This is a genomic window from Flavobacterium sp. LC2016-12, assembly GCF_015351595.1.
Taxonomy (GTDB): Bacteria; Bacteroidota; Bacteroidia; order Flavobacteriales; family Flavobacteriaceae; genus Flavobacterium.
Genome location: NZ_JADKPT010000017.1, coordinates 38,839 through 58,631 on the forward strand (window position 1 = coordinate 38,839; position 19,793 = coordinate 58,631).

23 protein-coding genes are annotated in these 19,793 nt (G+C 34.1%); 17 read left to right on the plus strand and 6 right to left on the minus strand.

Going from position 1 to position 19,793, the window contains the following annotated elements:
* The first annotated feature begins 16 nt into the window (after positions 1 to 16).
* On the plus strand, positions 17 to 1,150 hold the full coding sequence (locus IRZ99_RS20045) for a DinB family protein (RefSeq protein WP_194659162.1): 1,134 nt from the start codon (positions 17 to 19) through the stop codon (positions 1,148 to 1,150).
* A gap of 32 nt (positions 1,151 to 1,182) precedes the next feature.
* Here IRZ99_RS20045 and IRZ99_RS20050 read toward each other — a convergent pair whose 3' ends face one another.
* From IRZ99_RS20050 to IRZ99_RS20065, 4 genes are all read right to left on the minus strand, one after another.
* Complete coding sequence (locus IRZ99_RS20050) at positions 1,183 to 2,085, minus strand: PhzF family phenazine biosynthesis protein (protein WP_194659163.1); 903 nt, start codon at positions 2,083 to 2,085, stop codon at positions 1,183 to 1,185.
* Between the two features lie 87 nt (positions 2,086 to 2,172).
* Positions 2,173 to 2,730: a YdeI family protein gene (locus IRZ99_RS20055; RefSeq protein ID WP_194659164.1), complete on the minus strand. Its 558-nt coding sequence runs from the start codon at positions 2,728 to 2,730 to the stop codon at positions 2,173 to 2,175.
* A gap of 15 nt (positions 2,731 to 2,745) precedes the next feature.
* Positions 2,746 to 3,024, minus strand: coding sequence for a hypothetical protein (locus IRZ99_RS20060; protein ID WP_194659165.1), 279 nt, complete (start codon positions 3,022 to 3,024; stop codon positions 2,746 to 2,748).
* Between the two features lie 12 nt (positions 3,025 to 3,036).
* Positions 3,037 to 3,594 (minus strand): hypothetical protein, encoded by a 558-nt coding sequence (locus IRZ99_RS20065; RefSeq protein WP_194659166.1) that lies wholly within the window; start codon positions 3,592 to 3,594, stop codon positions 3,037 to 3,039.
* Positions 3,595 to 3,825: 231 nt separating this feature from the next.
* On the opposite strand from IRZ99_RS20065, the gene IRZ99_RS20070 reads away from it, so the two are divergent.
* The 13 genes from IRZ99_RS20070 (at position 3,826) to proC (ending at position 15,915) form a co-directional block, all read left to right on the plus strand.
* Positions 3,826 to 3,996: a hypothetical protein gene (locus IRZ99_RS20070; RefSeq protein WP_194659167.1), complete on the plus strand. Its 171-nt coding sequence runs from the start codon at positions 3,826 to 3,828 to the stop codon at positions 3,994 to 3,996.
* 70 nt (positions 3,997 to 4,066) lie between these two features.
* The gene (locus IRZ99_RS20075) at positions 4,067 to 4,609 is read left to right on the plus strand and encodes a hypothetical protein (protein ID WP_194659168.1); all 543 of its coding nucleotides are present in this window, start codon (positions 4,067 to 4,069) and stop codon (positions 4,607 to 4,609) included.
* Positions 4,610 to 4,802: 193 nt separating this feature from the next.
* On the plus strand, positions 4,803 to 5,369 hold the full coding sequence (locus tag IRZ99_RS20080) for a hypothetical protein (RefSeq protein ID WP_228519133.1): 567 nt from the start codon (positions 4,803 to 4,805) through the stop codon (positions 5,367 to 5,369).
* 96 nt (positions 5,370 to 5,465) lie between these two features.
* The gene (locus IRZ99_RS20085; RefSeq protein WP_194659169.1) at positions 5,466 to 5,825 is read left to right on the plus strand and encodes a PKD domain-containing protein; all 360 of its coding nucleotides are present in this window, start codon (positions 5,466 to 5,468) and stop codon (positions 5,823 to 5,825) included.
* Between the two features lie 122 nt (positions 5,826 to 5,947).
* Positions 5,948 to 7,492: a patatin-like phospholipase family protein gene (locus tag IRZ99_RS20090; protein ID WP_194659170.1), complete on the plus strand. Its 1,545-nt coding sequence runs from the start codon at positions 5,948 to 5,950 to the stop codon at positions 7,490 to 7,492.
* A 195-nt stretch (positions 7,493 to 7,687) separates the two neighbouring features.
* Positions 7,688 to 8,101, plus strand: coding sequence for a lipocalin family protein (locus IRZ99_RS20095; RefSeq protein WP_194659171.1), 414 nt, complete (start codon positions 7,688 to 7,690; stop codon positions 8,099 to 8,101).
* A gap of 290 nt (positions 8,102 to 8,391) precedes the next feature.
* Complete coding sequence (gene serS, locus IRZ99_RS20100; protein ID WP_194659172.1) at positions 8,392 to 9,663, plus strand: serine--tRNA ligase; 1,272 nt, start codon at positions 8,392 to 8,394, stop codon at positions 9,661 to 9,663.
* Positions 9,664 to 9,760: 97 nt separating this feature from the next.
* Positions 9,761 to 10,594: a prolipoprotein diacylglyceryl transferase gene (gene lgt, locus IRZ99_RS20105; RefSeq protein WP_194659173.1), complete on the plus strand. Its 834-nt coding sequence runs from the start codon at positions 9,761 to 9,763 to the stop codon at positions 10,592 to 10,594.
* Positions 10,595 to 10,651: 57 nt separating this feature from the next.
* A complete protein-coding gene (locus tag IRZ99_RS20110) occupies positions 10,652 to 12,433 on the plus strand; it encodes a tetratricopeptide repeat protein (RefSeq protein ID WP_194659174.1) in 1,782 nt (593 codons plus the stop codon).
* 76 nt (positions 12,434 to 12,509) lie between these two features.
* Positions 12,510 to 12,821: a DUF4286 family protein gene (locus tag IRZ99_RS20115; RefSeq protein ID WP_194659175.1), complete on the plus strand. Its 312-nt coding sequence runs from the start codon at positions 12,510 to 12,512 to the stop codon at positions 12,819 to 12,821.
* A 98-nt stretch (positions 12,822 to 12,919) separates the two neighbouring features.
* Positions 12,920 to 13,705, plus strand: a complete 786-nt coding sequence (gene rsmA / locus IRZ99_RS20120; protein WP_194659176.1) for a 16S rRNA (adenine(1518)-N(6)/adenine(1519)-N(6))-dimethyltransferase RsmA — start codon at positions 12,920 to 12,922, stop codon at positions 13,703 to 13,705.
* Positions 13,689 to 15,038, plus strand: a complete 1,350-nt coding sequence (gene mgtE, locus IRZ99_RS20125) for a magnesium transporter (RefSeq protein WP_194659177.1) — start codon at positions 13,689 to 13,691, stop codon at positions 15,036 to 15,038. Before rsmA ends, mgtE begins: the two co-directional genes overlap by 17 nt.
* A gap of 100 nt (positions 15,039 to 15,138) precedes the next feature.
* On the plus strand, positions 15,139 to 15,915 hold the full coding sequence (gene proC / locus IRZ99_RS20130) for a pyrroline-5-carboxylate reductase (RefSeq protein WP_194659178.1): 777 nt from the start codon (positions 15,139 to 15,141) through the stop codon (positions 15,913 to 15,915).
* 227 nt (positions 15,916 to 16,142) lie between these two features.
* Here the strand turns inward: proC and IRZ99_RS20135 are convergent, their stop codons facing one another.
* Positions 16,143 to 16,445 (minus strand): antibiotic biosynthesis monooxygenase, encoded by a 303-nt coding sequence (locus tag IRZ99_RS20135; RefSeq protein ID WP_228519134.1) that lies wholly within the window; start codon positions 16,443 to 16,445, stop codon positions 16,143 to 16,145.
* A gap of 18 nt (positions 16,446 to 16,463) precedes the next feature.
* Positions 16,464 to 17,651 carry a Na+/H+ antiporter NhaA gene (gene nhaA, locus IRZ99_RS20140; RefSeq protein ID WP_194659179.1) on the minus strand — a complete coding sequence of 396 codons (1,188 nt, stop codon included), beginning with the start codon at positions 17,649 to 17,651 and terminating at the stop codon, positions 16,464 to 16,466.
* 253 nt (positions 17,652 to 17,904) lie between these two features.
* On the opposite strand from nhaA, the gene IRZ99_RS20145 reads away from it, so the two are divergent.
* The 3 genes from IRZ99_RS20145 (at position 17,905) to IRZ99_RS20155 (ending at position 19,784) form a co-directional block, all read left to right on the plus strand.
* Positions 17,905 to 18,849 (plus strand): 2-hydroxyacid dehydrogenase, encoded by a 945-nt coding sequence (locus tag IRZ99_RS20145; RefSeq protein WP_194659180.1) that lies wholly within the window; start codon positions 17,905 to 17,907, stop codon positions 18,847 to 18,849.
* A 217-nt stretch (positions 18,850 to 19,066) separates the two neighbouring features.
* The gene (locus IRZ99_RS20150) at positions 19,067 to 19,492 is read left to right on the plus strand and encodes a DUF805 domain-containing protein (RefSeq protein WP_194659181.1); all 426 of its coding nucleotides are present in this window, start codon (positions 19,067 to 19,069) and stop codon (positions 19,490 to 19,492) included.
* Between the two features lie 16 nt (positions 19,493 to 19,508).
* Positions 19,509 to 19,784: a TM2 domain-containing protein gene (locus IRZ99_RS20155; RefSeq protein WP_194659182.1), complete on the plus strand. Its 276-nt coding sequence runs from the start codon at positions 19,509 to 19,511 to the stop codon at positions 19,782 to 19,784.
* Positions 19,785 to 19,793 lie beyond the last annotated feature (9 nt).

Genomic DNA, 19,793 nt, shown 5'->3' on the forward strand with positions numbered 1-19,793 from the left:
TCTAAAAACATAGACAATGAAAAAAATTACTGGTTTATTATTGTTTTTAAGTTTTGTTTTTGCTGAGGCTCAAACAGAAAAGACGGTTTCCAGCGATTGGACTTCTTTCAATCAAACGATCGATATTCAGACTGCGGTAAAGAAAAAATTCAGAGTTATTGCTTCAGTAAGAGTAGAAACCAGTGAGCCACTTGCCTGGGCAGGAGTTTGGGCCAGAGTTGATACAAAAAGCGAGGATGAAGATGGTTTTTTTGATAATATGAGTGACAGGCCAATTAAAACAAAAGAATGGCAATCGTATACTGTTGAAGGAACAATCGATAAAAATAGCAAATCACTAAGTTTTGGAGGTTTATGTCTGTATAACGGAAAATTCTATTTTGATAAATTTGAATTGCTTATCGAAAATGATAAAGGAGTTTTTGAACCCCTGACAGTTTTAAATTCAAGTTTTGAAACTCCGGTTAAGAATGGTGATATTCCGAAATGGAGTTTAGGAACCAGAAAAAATGCAGTTGTAAGAGCCAAAGAATATAAAATCACTTCGGACAAATCTGCTGTAGACGGAAATTACGGATTGCTGCTGGAAGGAAGTGGGATAAAAGCAAAAGAAACCGGAAGACTGGGTAATGTAGATGGTGCTTCTCCAAAAATAGCCGACATGATTTCGATGCTCGAAGATCTTAAAGATCGTGTTGAAAGAACGGTTAAAAATATGACACCGTATGAAATTGATTATTTGCATGACGAAGAAGCGAATAGAATTGGAGCATTGGTAATGCATTTGGCCGCAGCCGAAAAGTACTATCAGGTTTTTACCTTCGAGAATCGAGGTTTTAATGAAGAAGAGAAGAAAAAATGGAATGCTGCTTTAAATCTGGATCAGGCAGGACGTGATGAGTTTAAAGGTCATAATATTCAGTATTATCTAGATATTTACAATGAAGTAAGAGCAACAACCATTGCTGAATTAAAGAAAAGAAACGACGCCTGGTTTGCTGAAGTTCAAAAAAGTTACGACTGGACCAATCAGTATTGCTGGTTTCATATTATGGAACATCAGTCAAGTCATTTAGGACAGATTTTGTTTTTGAAGAAACGAATTCCGCCTCAACAGAAACAAACATTGCCACAGGAAATCAAGAAATAAAAAAAAGCTGCATTATTTAATGCAGCTTTTTTTTATAAATAAAGTTCACCTTTCATCGTAATAATCGAAGAACCACCAACCAAAATATCTTCGTCACGATTCATAACTTCAATCATAGAAGCCTGTTTTAATTTTACACCTTGAAGAATTTTATATTCTTTCTCTGATTTGGTGAATTTCTTTTGTGTTAAAAACCCAATTAAAGGACCTGCGGCTGTTCCCGTTGCAGGATCTTCGTTTATTCCGATTATGGGATTGAAGAATCTCGTTTCGATTATGTGTTCCTGATTTTCATCAGCAATAGTGAAACAATAGAATCCTTCAAAATGATATTCTTTTGAAATTTCAATTAAGAGTTGATTGTCTGGTACAATACTATTGAGTACCTGACTGTTTTTTATTGGCACCATCGTATGGGCAACTTCTGTTTTTACAATTGTCGGAACAAAGGCATTTACATCTAAATCTTCTATTTTTAAACCCAATGCTACTGCAATTCTATAAGTTGGGATTTCCTGTTTAATAACCGCCGATTTTTGATGCATTTGCACCACAGGATAATTCGTAATCGGGTCAAAACTTACCGTTAAAGGAATAGGAGCGTTTTTCATCATTACAAAACGTTCGCTTTCATTCTGTTCCTCAAAAATGGGCAATCTTTTTAGCAATGCACCACAAACAGCACCCAATAAATTATGTCCGGCACCATCAATTTCAAAACCTGTTGGTGTAAAAGAACGAACGTTAAGTGCTTTTTGCTTTATAGAATAATAAACAAACGAAGTTTCAGAATAGCCAAATTCTTTTGAGATATTCTGATAGGTTTCTAATTCTAAATCACCATTTGTAAAAACAACCGACAATGGGTTTCCTTTATAACTTTTATTTGAGAATACATCTAAAACGTAGTATTGTAAGGTGGTTCTGTTTTCCATTGTTTATCTTTTTTGATGAATAAAATTATAGATAGAGGATAAAGTTACTATTTGTCGCCCAATCAAATTGATAAACATTTGTTATTTTTATAACATTCGTTTCTGCTCTTCGCTAAATTTTATTGCTTTCTCCAATCTTGAAAGTCTTGTTTTTTCTTGTTTGGCGCTCATAATTACGTGAATTATTACTTTTTTGTACGATGGCGCCTGATTGTTGAAATATTCCCACGCTATTTTATTGGCTTTAAATTGCTTTTCCAACTCAGGGTCGAGAACATACGCTTCATTTTCATGAGAGTAAATTTTAGATCTTTCATCAGATTTTAATTCGAAAGCTTTTATTCCGGCTTCTTTCATCAACCCGGCTTTTGTGAGAACTTCGACTTTTTTAATATTGATTACACTCCAAATACTGCTTTTCTTTCTCGGTGTAAATCGAATCGTATAACTTTCTTCGTCAATTGACTTACGAACGCCATCAATCCAGCCAAAACAAAGCGCCTGATCTACAGATTCTGACCAGGTCATACATGGTTTTTTTGTGCTCACTCTATAGAAACCAACGATAAGTTCGGTTTCAGTTTCGTAGTGCTTTTCTAACCATGTTCTGAATTTTTCCTGAGAGGAGAAGAAGGTTGGGTTCATTTAGTGTAAGTTCAGTTATAAATTTACAATCGCTCTAATAATCCATAAAAGTATAATAAATCCCAGAAAAGAGAATTGCACTTTATTCACTTTTTGATTGCCAAACTTTCGGACTAAAAACCGATCGATCAATATAACTAACAAAACAGGAATCAACCAAAACAGAATGTAAATTCCCATTAAGCCATCTTCTGCGGAATTGCCGTTTATCAATATTATCGCATAAATTATTCCTGCGATAATGGAGAGAATTCCTGAGACGTAGAATAGGGTTAGGTTTTTTGGGAAGTGCATTTGTGTTAGTTATTAAATGATTTTTATCTTAAAATATTCATTTACGAATGATAAAATAATTAGAAAAACCGAACAAAGTAAAAAGCTTATTAAATTAAATTTTAGACTAAAACCATGTCTCTTAGAGCTTTTATAAGCTAAAAAGAAAAGAAAGCAAGAAACTAGAATTGAAAGTGTAAGCAATCCTATGCCTAATGAAAGACCGAGTCTTCCTTCGTCATTTGGACCTAATAAATTGGCTAGACCTGCCCAAAATCGCATTGCAAACGGAAAAAGCAAAAACGGATATAATTCTTTTTTAGGGTATTTATTTAAAAGAAAATAAAAAAGGATGGCTTGTAAAATGGTAAACAAAGGTCCAGCAAGCGTTACTGCATGAGTATGCCATTTTTGAATATAATTCCCTGAAATAGGGCCAGCAGAATTTAAGCTTGCATTCATATCGTTTCCAAGAATTTCTCCCATACTCCAATGTGCTAATTCATGAAATAAGGTGCTGAAAAAGACAGCACATAAAACTATTACAACGTATTTTAAATCTATTTTATTGATGATGTTATTTTGGGTCATTTTTGGTTTTGATAAGTTTTAATTGTGGCGAATATACAATATATTCTTACATATTAATTTCTTTTGAAACCGTGAGCGTTAGGGATAGCAGCGGAAAGCCCACAGCCTGACGAAGGAAGTGCGAGGACTTGCAGCGAATAGCCCGACCGGAGGGAACGCCCAAAAAATTATTCCCCTTCATATTATTATTTCACCGAAATTTGCAAAATAAAGTACTAAACCATAGAAATCATGGCAAAAGGACCTGAAAAAAATACTAAGAATAAGGCTTTACATACCAAATTGCTCAATCGGAAGAAAGCTAAACTTCAGGAAGAAAAGAGAGAACGTGCCTTGCGTTTGAAAGCTTTAGTGGCAAAAATGAACGAAAAAAAGGACACAGACGGAGCTGAAGGCATATAAAATCAGATTGTATTTCTTTTCTGTTTTTATTTAACTGAAATTTGCAAATCAATCTCAAAACAAAAATCAAATGGAGGAATTCGGTAGAATAATAGTTTCTGAAACGGCAATGAATAGTGAAAATCTTCATGATGTGATTCATTCTAATATTTCGGTTATCAATTTAATGCGTGAGGAAGGTGTCGATGACGAATTTATTCACCCAGATGCTTTGATGAGTTATTATCTGGATTATTACTGGTCGCAATATGCCGAAGGGAATTTTGCGCAGTTTGTTTATAAATCAGGTTGGAATAAAGAACTAAACGAATTGATCGAAGAAGGCCTGACTTTGCTTGGCGCCGAAAAACACCTGGAATTATTTCAACAACAAAGCAAGAAAGTCAAATTGATGAGCAGCGTTAAGCTGAATAAATTTGTGAGTGGAAAATTCGAAGGTGTGAATCCGGTTCGCGATTCTTTGAATAATGATACTTTTTATGAACTCGAAGAAAACTTAGTTACGCTAAATGCTAATTTCCTGAAAAACCATCCTGATTTTGAAGTGCTTTCGGTAGACGATATGTTTGCTACTTTGGAGGAATATGTTGGGCATGAGATTAAGAGAGCTTAATTAATTTAACCGCAAAAAGTTTTACCACAGAGATTCACAAAGATTTTACACAGAGATACACAAAGATTTTTTAAAATAGGTTTGTGTATCTCTGTGCTGGTTTTGTGAATCTCTGTGAAATAATTCTACTCTCAATTACTTGTTTTTGAATTAATTGAATTAATTTTAGTTCTGGATAAACATTTCTTTATTTATGGAAGAACTAACGCATATCAAATCGATTATTGGGATTATTCTTGGGTTGAGTCTAACGCATCTTATAAAAGGATCGGTTATTTTTATTCAACATCCCGGACGAAAGAAAGTCTATTTTGTGCACTCGCTTTGGGTATTTTATGTTTTTTTGCTGATTATTCATTTCTGGTGGTGGGAGTTTAATCTCAAATTGATAACCGAATGGTATTTTATAGATTACTTCTTTATCATCTGTTATATTCTGATTTACTATTTGCTGTGCGCTATTTTGTATCCGGATGACTTAGTCGATTATACGGGTTATGAAGATTATTTTTATTCTCGTAAAAACTGGTTTTTTGCGATTCTGGCCATTGGTTTTATTGCAGATATGATTGATACAGCTATCAAAGGCGGCAACTACTTTTTATACAATCAAACAGAATATTATGTCAGGATCGCGACACATGTTGCACTTTGTTTAGTGGCGATAAGAATTCATAATAAAACTTTCCATACTATTTTAGCGATACTTTTTATTGTTTATGAACTTTCTTATATCCTAAGATTATTTAATGTAGAGTAAAAATGGTTTTTCGGTAATAATAATTTAAAAAATTGTATCAGGAATTGATTATATTTGTGAATATAACATTTTGAAAAATAACTAAAAACTAAAGTCATGAAAAAAACGGCTACAATTTTTTGTTTTGTTGCATTATTAACTTTAAATATCTCTTGCGGAAAAGATGATATTGAAAAAGGAATTGACTGTGTTGCTGAATCGATATATCAAAAAGTAAAACATACAGCAGATGCTACAGATTCTAAAAAGATCAATTTTTCAGTTGAATATACAGGGAGTAAAACATTAAAATCTGTAAAATGGACATTTGGTGATGGAACTCCATCTGTAGAAGGAGTAGCGGTTTCTCATACTTATAGTGCTGCAGGAACTTATTCTGTAAAAGCAGAGATCACTGTTCAGGAAGGAAAAGGTACATGTACATCATCTCCTGTAAAAAGTGTTACTGTAAATTAATACATTTATTGAGCCTGTTAAATATCAATTTTTGATTTAAAAGGCTCAATTTTTGATTTGTAATTCTGCACACTCTTAAATTTCGCTTTTAATGATTTTTAGTTATTTAAAATAGATTTAAAATGAGATATAAATACGTGCAGTTATTGCTTTTCCTTCTTGTTGAAATTGGTTTTTCTCAAAATAAAATCAATCTTTTTTCGGAAATTAATTATAGTTCTATTCCAGCTGTTTCTTTAAATGATTATAAATCGGTTCAGGAACGTAACACTAGATTTCAAAATCCCAATATTGCTTTAGGAATTGCCATTTCGGGTGGTGGTTCGAGAGCGCAATTTTTTAGTATGGGCGTTCTTTTGGGTTTAGAGGAAATTCAGGAAAACTACCAACAACGCAACTTCTTAAATGAAATCGATTATTTCTCAACCGTTTCGGGTGGCTGTTATTCAGCAGGATATTATTTAACGATTCTAAAAAATAAACTCAATCACGACAATTGCACCTTTAATGAGTTTTATTTCTCCAAAGCCGATGCATTTAAAGATTATGTAGATAAATCGGCTACGATTTTGTCACTCTTAAATAACAGTCGAAACGAAAAAGGCGATAAAATTTCGATGACTCAAAGGCTGGATTCGGAGATTCTACAATACGACAATACGGATCCTGATAATCCGAATAAGTTTTCAACTCAAATGTTGATGTCTGATTTTTTTGTTCCGAAAGAAAGTAAAAATACGCCATCTTTACCTATGATGGTAGCCAACGGAACGGCTTATAACAACGGAGAGCGTATTCCGTTTATGCCTCATATTATTCACGGTTTAAATTTAAATTCGTCTTTGGCGCCAAATAAATCTTCGATTCCATTAAATCATAATGAAGTCAATGATGGGTTTAATTTTCCCGTTACTTATGCTATTACGGCAAGCTCTGCTTTTCCGGGTGTTTTGCCAAAAGTGAAATTCGGCGTGAAAAATCAGCAAAAAATATTGTGCATTATAGATGGTGGTGCCTCAGATAATATGGGATATAAAACTCTGGTAGAATTACTAAACAATGATTCTAAGGTAGATAATAAAAACAAGCGTGCTCTTTTTATTGATTGTTTGGGTCAGGGAAAAAAAGAACCTTATATAAGTGACGAAAAGATTAAGCTGATTTCGCTTTTTGAAACCGCATCGCTATATACCGTTCAAACACGCTACATAACTTTTGACAGAGATGTCGAAAATTTGATGGAACGTTATAAAATTCCAGTTTCAAACTATCAGGTTATTGGTTTTACAACGCTTCGGGATCACTTATTAAAGATGGAGAAAGATCAGGAGTATGAAGATTTAGTAACCGAATTGAAAAATTCTGATGATGACTATTCGACCTGGCTTCGGTTTTATACTAATTTCAAGAAAGAATTGATTGATCAATTTGGAGAACTCAGTTTTACAAAAGATAAAGATGGCGAAGTGATTCTGGCTACGTTGAGCCGTGAGAAATTTAATGAATTAACAGCTAGTGAGATTCTTATTTTATATGAATTTGCCTCTCATGTTCAAACCAAACTGCGAATTGCTCCTGAGGAAAGAGAGGTCTTACTACTTTCGGGCCGACTGGCAAGCTACTTAAAAGCAAACCAGCTTAAGGAATTATTAGTGGAACATAAGTAAAACGATTTAGATAGATTCGTTAAGAAAATACTTAATATTTTGTCCCCATGTTGTGGTATTGTATATTGTTTTTACGTAAATTTATGAAATAACTTACGAATTTCTAGAAATTATGTAAATCATCGATGAATTTGTGTAACACATCGGGAAAGCTTTAAAATTAATTTAGCATTATTAATTTTAAAGAAATCAAACATGAAAACTAGAAGCTTATTACTCGCCTTAATACTTAGTATTGGATTATTTTCAACATCTTGCAGCAATGATGATAATGAAGGGGAAACACTAATTCCGTTAGAAGGAAAATGGGATCTTAGTAAAACGGGGACTGTTATTGGCGGAACCGAACAATTAATAGATGCGCCAGAAAATCAAAGTGGATGTAGCAAAGATTATTTGGAACTAAAACTGGATAATACAGCACATGTCGGAGATTACGCTACAACTGAGTGTGCATTAACAGTTCAGTCAGGGATTTACTCCAGATCACACAATAATATAACTACAGTTATAAATGGTGTAACTAAAACTCAGGATATCGTAAATCTAACACTTAAAGAATTAAAAGTGAAAGATGCGGCCGGTATTATTACGGTTTATACAAGATAAATTATTTTATCCTATTTTGCTAAATCTCTTTATAGAATATTTAGCTAACGGAAACAGCTTGGGGGCTGTTTCCGTTTTTTTTTGTTTTTATTCCGCAAAGAGACACAAAGATTCCACAATCCCGAAGCATCGGGACGCAAAGATTTGTAAAAAAGACTTTGTGTCCCTCTGTGTAATTTTTGCGTATCTCTGTGGAATAACTTTTTAGGCTAAACTTTGTCGTAATCTTAGCAAACATTTCCTTAAATTTGCTTCCTTTATATAAAAATACTAGTTATAAACACAAAGCTATGTTACAAATCGCATTTATTAGAGAGAATCAGGAGAAAGTAATCAAGGCTTTAGCAAAACGAAATATCGATGCTAAAAGCGTTGTTGAAGAAGTGGTGCAACTAGACGAAAATCGTCGCGCAACACAAGTTGAATTAGACAACACTTTAGCTGAATCTAATAAATTATCCAAAGATATAGGGGAATTGATGAAAGCAGGTGAGAAATCTAAAGCCGCAATCTTAAAAGAAAAAACAGTTTCCTTAAAAGAAAAAAGTAAAGAATTAGGTGAAAAAGCAGAAGCTTTGGCAGCCGAATTAACGAATAAATTATACACATTACCAAACCTTCCGGCAGATATTGTTCCTGAAGGAAAAACTCCGGACGACAATTTGAATGTTTTTGAGGAAGGTGATATTCCGGTTTTACACGCAGACGCACAGCCTCACTGGGAATTGGTAAAAAAATACGATATCATCGATTTTGAATTGGGTGTAAAAATTACAGGTGCTGGTTTTCCGGTTTACAAAGGAAAAGGTGCTCGTTTGCAACGTGCGTTAATCAATTATTTCTTAGATAAAAATACGGCTGCAGGATATAATGAAGTACAGGTACCGCATTTGGTAAACGAAGCTTCAGGTTACGGAACAGGACAATTACCAGACAAAGAAGGACAAATGTATCACTCAACAATTGACGATTTATATTTGATTCCAACTGCTGAGGTTCCGGTTACGAATTTATATCGTGATGTTATTTTAAACGAAAGCGAATTGCCGGTTTTAAACACGGCGTATACGCCATGTTTCCGCCGTGAAGCAGGTTCTTACGGAGCTCACGTTCGTGGATTAAACCGTTTGCACCAATTTGATAAAGTAGAAATTGTACGTATCGAACATCCGGATAATTCTTATGCCGCATTGGACGGAATGGTAGAGCATGTAAAAGATATTTTGAAAGAATTGAAATTGCCATACCGAGTTTTACGTTTGTGCGGAGGAGATATGGGTTTCACATCAGCTTTGACTTACGATTTTGAAGTGTTTTCTACAGCGCAGGATCGTTGGCTAGAAATTAGTTCAGTTTCTAACTTTGAAACTTTCCAGGCAAATCGATTGAAATTACGTTTCAAAGACAAAGATGGTAAAAACCAATTGGCACACACGCTTAATGGAAGTTCATTGGCTTTGCCAAGAGTTTTAGCCGGAATTTTAGAAAATTACCAAACGCCGGAAGGAATCGTAATTCCAGAAGTTTTACGCCCTTACTGCGGATTTGATATTATAAATTAAGTTTATAGTTCTTAAGACTAAACCTAACAGGTTTTAAAAACCTGTTAGGTTTTCTCGGTTTTAACCCGGAACTTTAAATAAAAAAAATAACCAAGAGATGAACGGAGTTTTAAATTGGAATGTGGATCCGGTTATTGTTATGATAACTGATAGTTTTCCTTTGAAATATTACGGAGCTCTTTTTGCTTCCGGACTCTTACTGGGGTATTACATTGTCAGAAATATTTATAAAAAAGAGCAGCAGCCCTTAGATAATCTGGATAGTTTATTGGTTTATGTAATTGTAGGCACAATTTTAGGAGCGCGATTGGGACATTGTTTTTTTTATGAACCTGATTATTTTTTCAAACATCCGATAGAAATACTTTTACCAATTCAGAAGATTGGTGGAGCCTATAAATTTGTTGGATTTCAGGGTTTAGCCAGCCATGGCGGTACAATTGGTGTTTTAATTGCTATAGTTTTATATTGCAGAAAATATAAAGTGAATTTTTTATGGTTGTTAGACAGAATGGCAATTGGAGTTCCGGTGACAGCTGCTTTTATCAGACTGGGTAATTTCATGAATTCTGAAATCTATGGAAAACCTACGAATGGAAATTGGGGAGTTGTTTTTCAACGTGATGATTTGATTCCGAGGCATCCAACACAATTGTACGAGGCATTTTCCTATTTGCTGATTTTTGCTCTGTTATTTTGGATGTATAAATCAGAAAAAATAAAACAAGCAAACGGTTTACTATTTGGAACTTTCTTAGCATTATTGTTTTTGGCCAGATTTTTAATTGAATTTTTCAAAGAAAATCAAGAGAGTTTTGAGAATAACATGTTGATCAACATGGGGCAAATTTTAAGTATCCCTTTTATTTTAATTGGCTTAACTTTGGTTATTTGGAAATCTAAAGAAAGAAAAGAATATACTGAAATTTGATATTTTTGAGTTCAGTTTTAAACTGCACACAAACTACAACTTAAAAAAAACTGAAATATGAAAAACATCTTTATCTATATCGTTTTGTTGTGGTCTGGTTTTGTATTTTCTCAAAACGAACAGCTGGCGCAATATTACTATGATAAAGGCGATTTCGAAAAAGCGAAGATCAGTTACGAAGAGCTTTTAAACAGCGCACCCTCCAATACGCAATATTTTTTAAGAACGGTTGATTGTTATCAGCAATTGCAGCAATTTGCTTTGGCTGAAAAAATGATTCAGGAGCGTTACAACAGATACAAACAAGGTGTTTTTTTAGTGGAATTGGGGTATAATTTCCAGCTGCAGAAAAACGATTCAAAAGCCAAAAATTATTACGATCAGGCGATAGAGAAAATCAAAACGAATGCTAATGATGTTTATGGAATCGGAAATTCTTTCGAGAAAAAAGTATTATTAGAATATGCTTTAAAGGCTTACCAAACAGCGATGCAGGTTCAGCCGAATTACAATTTCAATTTTCAAATCGGAATGTTGTACGGTCAGTTAGGAAAGACGGATCAAATGATTGATCTTTTGTTGACGGAATCCTATAACAATCCACAAAATGCCAATTTGATTCAGACACAATTATCTCGTTTCATGAACGGCGAAACCGATAATACTGCTTTTAAAGATGCCATGCGAAAAGCTTTAATCCTGAAAACACAAAAAGATCAGGATGTATTCTGGAATCACTATTTAAGTTGGTTTTATGTGCAGCAAAAGGAATTTGGGAAAGCTTTTATTCAGGAAAAGGCAATTTATAAGCGTGAACCTGAATCACTTTCGAGTATTGTCAATTTAAGTCAGTTTGCACTGAATGAAGATGACACGGAGACGGCTGCTGAAATCCTCAACTTTATTCTTCTTAATACCAAAGATTTAGATTTATTGGTACAGACCAATTACTATTTAATGGAAATTAAAATTGATAAAGCACAGGAAAAAGATTATCCAATAATTGATGCTGAGTTACAACAATTGCTTACAACCTATGAAATAACTCCTTTTACCTTATCTTTGCAATTAATTCAGGCGCATTTTAAGGCATTTAATTTAAAAAAGCCAGAAGAGGGTATCGCAATTGTCAAAAGAGCTTTAGACCTCAATTTGAATGATTATCAGGAAGCTGATGCTAAGATGGAGTTGGGAGATATTTTGCTTTTGCAGGAAAAATTCAATCAGGCGCTTATTTATTATTCGCAGATTCAATTGGATTTAAAGAATGATGTAATGTCGCATGAAGCGAGTTTAAAAGCAGCGAAAACAAGTTATTATAAATCCGATTTTGAGTGGGCTTTAAAGCAGTTTAAAGAATTAAAGTCTGCTAATACGCAGTTGATAGCAAATGATGCACTGGAATATTTTTTATTGATAAATGATAATACTGTTGCCGATTCGACACAAACGGCATTGAAGCAATTTGCAAAAGGTGATTTTTTACTTTATCAGAATAAAAAACAGGAAGCGATTACACAGTTTCAAAACATCCTGAAAATCTATAAAGGACAGGAAATCGAAGCTGTAACAATGTTGCGTTTAGGTAAAATCTATGAAAGTCTGAAGGATTATAATTCGGCTTTAAGCCAATACCAGCAGATCATTGACCATCATAGTGACGGAATTTATGTAGATGAAGCGCTGTTTTTTTCGGCAGAAATTTACAACGACGAATTAAAAGATACAGAAAAGGCAAAACCTTTGTATGAAAAGGTAATTTTTAACCATCAGGATAGTATTTACTTTGTTGATGCGAGAAAAAAATACCGCGAGTTGAGAGGAGACAAGAATTTATAATTCAGATTGTAGGCTTCAGATTTTAGATTTTTATTGGAATCTAAAATCTAAAATCTAAAATCTAAAATCAAGAAAAATGATAATTTACAACGTTACCACAAATATACACGAGAGCGTTCATGACCAATGGTTAAAATGGATGCAGGAAAAACACATACCTGAAATTCTGGCAACAGAAAAATTTTCGTCTGCAAGAATTGTGAGGGTTTTAATTGAAGAAGAAATGGGCGGAATTACGTATTCAGTTCAATATACAACAGATAGTAAGGAAACATTAGAGGAGTATTATTTGGAAGAACAGCCGAAATTTGACAGAGAAGCTTTAGAGTTATTCGCAGACAAAATGCTTTCTTTCAGAACCGAATTAGAAGTTATTTCGGAGCATTAAAAATAGATTGCTTGATTATTCGATTTTTGGATTATTCGATATTTCGAAAAAATCTGACGATCTAAGAAGTCTAAAAATCTAAGAATCTAAAAAATAAAATGGAAAAAGTAAAAGCCAAAAAACATTTAGGACAACACTTCTTAAAAGATGAAAGTATCGCCAAAGCAATTGCAGATACTTTGAGTTTAGAAGGATACGATGAGGTTCTGGAAATAGGACCAGGAATGGGTGTGTTGACTAAGTATTTGCTTGACAAACCAATTAATACGCACGTGATCGAAATTGATACCGAATCTGTGACGTATTTGGGTGAAAATTATCCGAAATTAAAAGATCAGATTATCTCTCAGGATTTTCTGAAATACAATATCAATGAGGTTTACAAAGACAAACAATTCGCTATAATCGGGAATTTCCCTTATAATATTTCGACTCAGATCGTTTTTAGAACTTTAGAGTTCAGAGACCAGATTCCTGAGTTTTCCGGAATGTTTCAAAAAGAAGTTGCAGAGCGAATCTGCGAGAAAAAAGGCTCAAAGGCTTACGGAATCTTATCCGTATTAGCACAGGCTTTCTATATTACTGAGTACTTGTTTACTGTTGACGAAAATGTTTTTATTCCTCCGCCCAAGGTGAAGTCGGGTGTGATGAAAATGACCCGAAAGGAAGATTATAGTCTTCCATGTGGTGAAAAGTTGTTCTTTACTGTGGTGAAAACTGCTTTTCAGCAAAGACGAAAAACATTACGTAACAGTTTGAAAACATTAAATTTAACTGATGATTTGCGATTAGACACTATCTTTGATAAACGTCCTGAGCAACTTAGTGTAGAAGAATTTATTGAACTGACTCAAAAAATAGAAGCCGATGGAGTTCAAAGTTAGCAAAGATTTAATCCACCAATTAGAAGAGCACATTGTTAATAAAAACGACAAGGAACTTGAAGTTTTATTAAACGATTTGCACCATGCTGATATTGCCGAAATCCTGGATGAACTGGATTTTGACGAAGCAACTTATATTTTCAGGGTTTTAGATAGTGATAAAACAGCAGAAATTCTTCTTGAATTAGAAGATGATTTGCGTGAAAACATCTTAAGCCGACTTTCGCCTAAAGAAATTGCAGAAGAGCTTGATGAGCTTGAAACCAATGACGCGGCCGATATTATCGGAGAACTTTCGCAGGAAATCAAAGCGGAAGTAATATCAGAATTAAATGACGTTGAACACGCGAAAGATATCGTCGAATTATTGCGTTACGACGAAAATTCTGCCGGTGGTTTGATGGGGAAAGAGTTAGTAAAAGTCAATGAAAATTGGAATGTACTGACTTGCGTAAAAGAAATGCGTATCCAGGCAGAAAACGTTTCCAGAGTGCATTCGATTTATGTTGTTGATGATGAAAACCGATTAAAAGGCAGATTATCATTAAAAGATTTGTTGACTACTTCAACCAAAACGCAGATTGGGGATATTTATATTAGAAAACTAAATTTTGTAAACGTCGATACCGAAGATGTTGAGGTAGCACGTATCATGCAAAAATACGATTTAGAGGCCATTCCGGTTGTGGATGAATTGGGTCGTTTGGTCGGAAGAATTACTATTGATGATATCGTAGACGTAATCAAGGATGAAGCCGATAAAGATTACCAGTTAGCGGCGGGTATTACACAGGACGTTGAATCAAACGATAGTGTTTTGGAGTTAACCAAAGCGCGTTTGCCATGGCTTTTAATTGGAATGGTAATTGAAATTGTGGCTTCTTTTGTATTGAAAGGAAATGAAGATGTCTTCAAAATCCATTCTACCTTAATCATTTTTGTGCCATTGCTTTCGGCTACTGCCGGAAATATTGGAGTTCAGGCATCAGCAATCGTTGTTCAGGGTTTAGCAAACGGAACTTTAAAAGAATTTAGTCGCGGTTATTTTACTAAGGAAATTACCGTATCGATGATTTCCGGAACTATTATTTCATTGCTTTTATTAGGATATCATTCTATTATGTATCAGCAATATTTGGTAGGATTTGCAATTTCAATTTCGATGATAGTAGTGATTTTATTCGCTGCGACTTTGGGAACTTTGGTACCGCTTTTTCTTCATAAGAATAAAATTGATCCCGCTATCGCTACAGGTCCGTTTATCACAACAACCAATGATGTTTTTGGAATTATGCTCTACTTTGGAGTAGCCAAATTGATTCTTGGGTTTTAGATTTTTGCCACAAATTAGTAGATTACAGTGATTTAAGATCCTTAAAATCTATGTAATTTGCGAATCGAAAATATGCTATTAACCAGCCAATACATAAGCAATGAAAGTACATATAATTGGAGGTGGGAATCTTGGGGTTTCTATTGCCTTGGGAATTGCCAAATTCTCCAAAAACAACCAGGTTACAGTAACAAGAAGAAACACGGCCAGTATTCAATATTTAGCTGAATACGGAATTACGGTTTCTAACGATAATAAACATAATATTCAGGAAGCTGATGTAGTGATTTTAACCATAAAACCGTATCAGGTTGATACTGTTTTTGCTGAAATTTTACCGGTAATCAAAGGAAAAACCATTGCTTCTGCAGTAAGTGGTTTGTCTTTGGATATGCTTACTTCAAAAACAAATGATGAATTTCCGGTAATTCGAATCATGCCCAATATCGCAGCGCAATTTGGAGAATCAGCGACTTGTATTTCTTTCCCTGAAAAGGACAGAGAAAAAGCATTACCAATTGTAGATCTGTTTCAGCATTTAGGAACGGCTCCCGTTATTGACGAAAAATTAATGGACGCGGCAACTGTTCTTGGAGCCTGCGGAACAGCGTACGCCTTAAGATACATTCGTGCCTCAATGCAAGCCGGAATCGAAATTGGTTTTGATTCGCAGACTGCTTTAGCAATTGCAGCACAAACCGTAAAAGGAGCTGCAAAAATGTTATTAGAGGAGAAAGTACATCCGGAACAATTAATCGACCGCGTAACGACACCTCAGGGCTGTACAATCGTTGGTTTGAATGAAATGGAACATAATGGCTTCAGTTCGTCTTTGATAAAAGGAATTAAAACTTCTTTGAAACAGATCAAGGGATAAAGTTTAAAATTTCAATCTTTTTAAATTCCAAATTCCAATTTTGTTGAGGTTTGGAATTTTTGTTTTAAGAAATAGTCGATTTTTTTGTCATTTCGACGAAGGAGAAATCACACAAGTAGCTCCGCAATCAAAATTTTCAATCTTTGGCGAACTACGTGATGATCCTTCCTCTTTCAGGATGACAAGTTTGCGAATAATTGGAATTTGGATTTTTTTAATTTGGATTTTCAGGATGAAAAAACCTCAAAATGCTCAACCTTCTCTTCAAACTCCAAAAGAAAATAATCGTCTTCAGGATAGTATTTCGCTTTTTCAAAATCTTCTCCGGCAAAATTTTTAATTACTTCTAGGTTTTCCCAATAGGTAATCAGCGTAAAGTGTCCTTCGTTGTGTTTGATGTTTCTTAAAAAGGATAATTTTATAAAACCAGCTGTTTTTGAATAATCAGGAATTGCGGTTTTCTGTAGAAACTCGGTGTAAACCTCATAATCTTCTACTTTCGTTTTTCCATGCCAGATTCTTGCAATCATAATAATTAAGTTTTAAAGTTAGTTATCATGCGATAGTGGTCCCGAGACTTCGGGATGGATTTCTTTTTTGGGATTTTTCTTCAAAACATATTTCAAATACACAAATCCGAAAATTCCGGAAAGTACAGAAGCAATCAAAATAGCAATTTTAGAAAAAACAATGGTTTCAGGATCTTTGAATGCTAAAATAGTAATGAAAATTGACATTGTAAAACCAATTCCGCCCAACATCCCGGCACCTAAAATATGTGGCCATTTTAATTTCTTCGGCAAAGCACAAAGACCTGCACTTACTCCTAAAAAAGAAAAAAGCAGAATTCCTAAAGGTTTTCCAATTACCAATCCTAAAACAATCCCAAATGTATTAGGATGATTTAATCCTTCGTGCCAATCCGATTCTATGGCAATACAGGTATTGGCAATGGCGAATAATGGCAAAATGAGGAACGCAACGGGCTGGTGTAGAAAATGTTGCAATTTATAAGAAACTGATTTTTCTCCACCATCACCAAAAGGAATTACAAAAGCTAAAATTACTCCGGTAATTGTGGCGTGAACACCGGAATTAAGCATAAAATACCACATAAAGGCACCGCCAACTAAATACGGAATAAGATTGTTGACTTTCTTTCTGTTTAAAATAAACAAAAATCCCCAGATTGCTAATGCAATACCAAGATTTATAAATGAAATTGAAGTGGTGTAAAAAATGGCAATGACAATTATTGCTCCTAAGTCATCAATAACAGCAAGTGCAGTTAAAAACACTTTTAAAGACGGAGGAACTTTATTTCCTAACAATGATAAAATTCCAATCGCAAATGCAATATCTGTCGCCATCGGAATTCCGGCTCCATTTTGTGTGGCAGTTCCATAATTTAAGGCTAAAAATATTCCGGCCGGAACGAGCATTCCTCCTAAAGCCGCCATTAAAGGCAAAGAAGCATTTTTTATACTCGATAATTCTCCATGGTAAATTTCGCGTTCTAATTCTAAACCGATCAACAAAAAGAAAATGGTCATCAATCCGTCATTAATCCAGTGTGTGATGGAATGACCGCCTAAATCTTTTTCCCAAAAAGCTACATATTCTGTCTGAAAAGAGGAATTGGCAAGGTATAGAGAAACAAGGGTTACAAAAAGCAATAACAGTCCTCCTGATTTTTCGTTTTCAAAAAAAGATTTAAAAGTTTTAGTCAATTTCATTTGTGAGAATTTTTGCTGATTTGAAGTAGAATATCGAAAGAATTCGCAGCGGAGTTATTTTCAAAGTTAAAAAAAATATAGGCAATAAAAAATTCTGGCAAAGGTTATTGACTAAGTGTACGTTTAATCATTGCTCTAAAATACTCATTCATAAAGTTTTGTAACCTGAAACCTGAAACTTGAAACTTCTAACATTTAGTAATAAATAATAAGCTGTATTTTTGTTTTTCTTTAGTATAATAAAATCATAGTTATGAGTATAAAAATTCTACATATCGACAGCAACAATCCAATTCTTTGGCAACAACTTGAAGAAGCCGGTTTTGAAAATCACGCTGATTTCAAATCTTCAAAAGAAGAAATCGAAGCTAAAATTCAGGATTATAACGGAATCGTAATCAGAAGCCGATTTAAAATTGATAAAACGTTTTTAGATAAAGGAGCCAATTTACAGTTTATTGCCAGAGTTGGCGCGGGATTAGAAAGTATCGATTGTGATTATGCAGAGGCAAAAGGAATTCACTTAATTGCGGCTCCGGAAGGTAATCGCAACGCTGTTGCAGAACATTCTCTGGGTGTAATTTTATCACTTTTCAATAATTTGAATCAGGCCGACGCCGAAATAAGAGCCGGCCATTGGAATCGTGAAAGTAATCGTGGTCATGAACTCGATGGAAAAACAGTTGGGATTATTGGTTATGGAAATATGGGAAAAGCATTTGCAAAAAAGCTCCGAGGTTTTGATGTTGAAGTTTTGTTTCATGATATTTTAGAAAACATTGGTGATGAAAATGCTAAACAAGTTGCGTTGGCTGAATTACAAAATAGAGCTGATGTTTTGAGTTTGCATCTTCCGTGGACACCAGAAACTGATAAAATGGTCAATGCCGATTTTATAAACGCATTTGCGAAGCCATTTTGGATCATTAATACTTCACGAGGTAAAAATATCGTTACAGCAGATTTAGTTGAAGCTATGAAGTCTAAAAAGATTCTGGGAGCAGGTTTGGATGTTTTGGAGTATGAGAAATTATCTTTTGAAACACTTTTTCAGGATAAAAATACTCCTGAAGCTTTTCAATATTTATTAGAAGCCAAAAATGTTTTGCTAACGCCTCATATCGCAGGTTGGACTTTTGAAAGTCACGAACGTTTGGCGCAGGTTATTGTAGATAAAATCAAGGCAGTTTACGCTTAATGGCTAAATGTGCTTAAGACTTAGAGAGTTGTGTTTTTTTTAATAAAATTAATTTAGTTTTTAATAACAAGTCTTTTCTTTAAAAGTAACATTCGGAATTAGTTTTTAAGATTATTTTTTTCTAATATTGTTCGGAAAATTTTTAACAAAATTTTTGGACAGGAGCGGCCGAAAATCCTAAACAGAGTAGGGTTTAACTAACTAATTTTTATTAATTATGATTGAATGGTACAAAAAAGCAGTTTTTGAGAACTATGCAAATTTTAAAGGAAGAGCAAGAAGAAGTGAATATTGGTATTACCGTTTGGCTAGTACAATTATCTTTTTATTGTTTGTTATTTTAGGAGTTGTTATATACGCAGCTACTGATAATGGTCCTCTGGCTCTTGGTTTGGGTTATGGTTTATTAATGCTTTATGCATTAGGAACGATGGTTCCTTCTCTAGCAGTTTCAGTTCGACGAATGCATGATATTGGTAAAAGCGGTTGGACTATTTTTGTCGCTATGATTCCATTAGTTGGTCCTATTTGGATATTAGTTTTGTTATTCACTGAAGGAGATTCTGGTGAAAATTATTATGGAACTGATCCAAAAAATGAAATTGAAGAAATCAATGAAATCGGAAAAGTTGAATTACAATAATTTAAAATAGATAAAAATGGAAAATACAAAAACAGAACATTGGAATCGTCCTCAACGATCTGAAACTGAAAATAAAAAGATTGTAGCTGGAATTTTTGCAATTTTATTAGGCTATTTGGGAATTCATAAATTTTATTTAGGTTATACCAAAGAAGGAATTATTCAGATTCTTTTAACTTGTCTGTGCGGAGTAGGTGCTTTAATTGGTATTATCGAAGGAATTATCTACCTGACAAAAACAGACGAAGATTTTTACCAAACCTATCAGGTGGGTACAAAACCCTGGTTCTAAAACATAAAA

What these genes read in the sequence shown, in the direction of transcription:
- IRZ99_RS20045 (WP_194659162.1), top strand. Translation starts at nt 17, where the DNA reads ATGAAAAAAATTACTGGTTTATTATTGTTTTTAAGTTTTGTTTTTGCT.
- IRZ99_RS20050 (WP_194659163.1), bottom strand. Translation starts at nt 2,085, where the DNA reads ATGGAAAACAGAACCACCTTACAATACTACGTTTTAGATGTATTCTCA.
- IRZ99_RS20055 (WP_194659164.1), bottom strand. Translation starts at nt 2,730, where the DNA reads ATGAACCCAACCTTCTTCTCCTCTCAGGAAAAATTCAGAACATGGTTA.
- IRZ99_RS20060 (WP_194659165.1), bottom strand. Translation starts at nt 3,024, where the DNA reads ATGCACTTCCCAAAAAACCTAACCCTATTCTACGTCTCAGGAATTCTC.
- IRZ99_RS20065 (WP_194659166.1), bottom strand. Translation starts at nt 3,594, where the DNA reads ATGACCCAAAATAACATCATCAATAAAATAGATTTAAAATACGTTGTA.
- IRZ99_RS20070 (WP_194659167.1), top strand. Translation starts at nt 3,826, where the DNA reads ATGGCAAAAGGACCTGAAAAAAATACTAAGAATAAGGCTTTACATACC.
- IRZ99_RS20075 (WP_194659168.1), top strand. Translation starts at nt 4,067, where the DNA reads ATGGAGGAATTCGGTAGAATAATAGTTTCTGAAACGGCAATGAATAGT.
- IRZ99_RS20080 (WP_228519133.1), top strand. Translation starts at nt 4,803, where the DNA reads ATGGAAGAACTAACGCATATCAAATCGATTATTGGGATTATTCTTGGG.
- IRZ99_RS20085 (WP_194659169.1), top strand. Translation starts at nt 5,466, where the DNA reads ATGAAAAAAACGGCTACAATTTTTTGTTTTGTTGCATTATTAACTTTA.
- IRZ99_RS20090 (WP_194659170.1), top strand. Translation starts at nt 5,948, where the DNA reads ATGAGATATAAATACGTGCAGTTATTGCTTTTCCTTCTTGTTGAAATT.
- IRZ99_RS20095 (WP_194659171.1), top strand. Translation starts at nt 7,688, where the DNA reads ATGAAAACTAGAAGCTTATTACTCGCCTTAATACTTAGTATTGGATTA.
- serS (WP_194659172.1), top strand. Translation starts at nt 8,392, where the DNA reads ATGTTACAAATCGCATTTATTAGAGAGAATCAGGAGAAAGTAATCAAG.
- lgt (WP_194659173.1), top strand. Translation starts at nt 9,761, where the DNA reads ATGAACGGAGTTTTAAATTGGAATGTGGATCCGGTTATTGTTATGATA.
- IRZ99_RS20110 (WP_194659174.1), top strand. Translation starts at nt 10,652, where the DNA reads ATGAAAAACATCTTTATCTATATCGTTTTGTTGTGGTCTGGTTTTGTA.
- IRZ99_RS20115 (WP_194659175.1), top strand. Translation starts at nt 12,510, where the DNA reads ATGATAATTTACAACGTTACCACAAATATACACGAGAGCGTTCATGAC.
- rsmA (WP_194659176.1), top strand. Translation starts at nt 12,920, where the DNA reads ATGGAAAAAGTAAAAGCCAAAAAACATTTAGGACAACACTTCTTAAAA.
- mgtE (WP_194659177.1), top strand. Translation starts at nt 13,689, where the DNA reads ATGGAGTTCAAAGTTAGCAAAGATTTAATCCACCAATTAGAAGAGCAC.
- proC (WP_194659178.1), top strand. Translation starts at nt 15,139, where the DNA reads ATGAAAGTACATATAATTGGAGGTGGGAATCTTGGGGTTTCTATTGCC.
- IRZ99_RS20135 (WP_228519134.1), bottom strand. Translation starts at nt 16,445, where the DNA reads ATGATTGCAAGAATCTGGCATGGAAAAACGAAAGTAGAAGATTATGAG.
- nhaA (WP_194659179.1), bottom strand. Translation starts at nt 17,651, where the DNA reads ATGAAATTGACTAAAACTTTTAAATCTTTTTTTGAAAACGAAAAATCA.
- IRZ99_RS20145 (WP_194659180.1), top strand. Translation starts at nt 17,905, where the DNA reads ATGAGTATAAAAATTCTACATATCGACAGCAACAATCCAATTCTTTGG.
- IRZ99_RS20150 (WP_194659181.1), top strand. Translation starts at nt 19,067, where the DNA reads ATGATTGAATGGTACAAAAAAGCAGTTTTTGAGAACTATGCAAATTTT.
- IRZ99_RS20155 (WP_194659182.1), top strand. Translation starts at nt 19,509, where the DNA reads ATGGAAAATACAAAAACAGAACATTGGAATCGTCCTCAACGATCTGAA.